At 37.7% G+C, this 1,379-nt stretch carries 1 protein-coding gene; it reads left to right on the top strand.

Translation table 11 applies throughout. The annotated features are described in order from the left end of the window. Nucleotides 1–570 precede the first annotated feature (570 nt). The coding region (locus M3610_RS27395; RefSeq protein ID WP_251463623.1) for a reverse transcriptase/maturase family protein at nt 571–1,379 on the top strand (809 nt) is incomplete at its 3' end.

Genomic DNA, 1,379 nt, shown 5'->3' with positions numbered 1-1,379 from the left:
GAGGTAGTGCGCCCATAAGGGCATTTAGAAAATCTGTTTTGGCAAAGCAGTAGGGATTTATCACATTCAATACCCTATCATCAGTCAACTTATCCGCGAAGGAAACTGAGCGGGGAGTGTAGCATGTTGGCAAAGCCATAAGTTGCCTAGTTACCAAGGCACGACTGAATGGCGAGATGAAATTCATAGACAAGGATGAAAGCTGAATTGCTTGAATGATAGCTCAAGGAGGACTACTCGGACCTTCAGCGGGAGGTAACGATAAACGCTGAAATGAATGTGCATGTATCCTAAATACCTCGGGAGACATGAAGTGATACCATTCTAACCAACTTCTGTATGGAAGAAACGAGCGAAAGTCACATCCGACACTATGAAAAGCCTGTTTCTAAATGTCTAAATGGGGATTGCCTAAGTTGGAACGCCGTAAAAGGCTATGACAAATGTGTCTGAATATCCAATATGGCAACGGAGCTCTCGTAGTAGTCTGAGATAGGGAAAGCCTATTACATGGCGAAGGAGAGCAGTTTATCGGGTTTAATACCAAATTGGGAAGGAGCGAGAGGCTCTATGAGAAATCCGAAAGTAGTATTAAACAGTCTGACTTCCAAGGTGAAAGAAAAAGAATATACTTTTCAGCGTTTGTATCGGAATCTATATAATATTGAATTTTTCCTGGATGCATACGATAAAATCTACCCAAATAAAGGTAGCAACACCAAAGGAATCAATGAAGATACAATAGATGGAATGAGTTTAAAAAGAATAAATAATCTTATTGAAAAGCTAAGAGATCAAACATATCAGCCAAACCCTGCACGAAGAATTTATATCCCAAAAAAGAATGGCAAACTAAGACCCTTGGGATTACCTACTTTTGAAGATAAATTAGTTCAGGAAGTTGTCAGAAGGATTCTTGAAAGTATATATGAAACCAGTTTCTCTGAAAACTCACATGCATTTCGACCAAACAGGAGCTGTCATACTGCACTCAAACAAATCAAAAACACATTCACAGGGACCCGATGGTTTATTGAAGGCGATATAAAAGGTTTCTTTGATAATATTGACCATCATACTCTTATCAACATCTTGAGGAAGAGAATTAAGGATGAGAAATTCATCAACTTAATTTGGAAATTTCTACGTGCTGGTTATGTAGAAGATTGGGTTTTTCATAAAACTTACAGTGGCACCCCACAAGGTGGCATTATTAGCCCTATACTGTCGAATATTTACCTTAACGAATTAGATAAATATGTGGAGGAATACACATCTAAATTCAACAAAGGTGATAAACGGAAGTATAATCTTGTCTATCATAACCTTGCATCAAAAATAAATCATCGTAAATATAAGAATAAACGTGAATGGTCAAA

This window comes from Neobacillus sp. MER 74 (assembly GCF_023714155.1).
The sequence above is the reverse complement of the archived record's forward strand: the minus strand, read 5'-3'. Positions and strand labels throughout refer to the sequence as shown.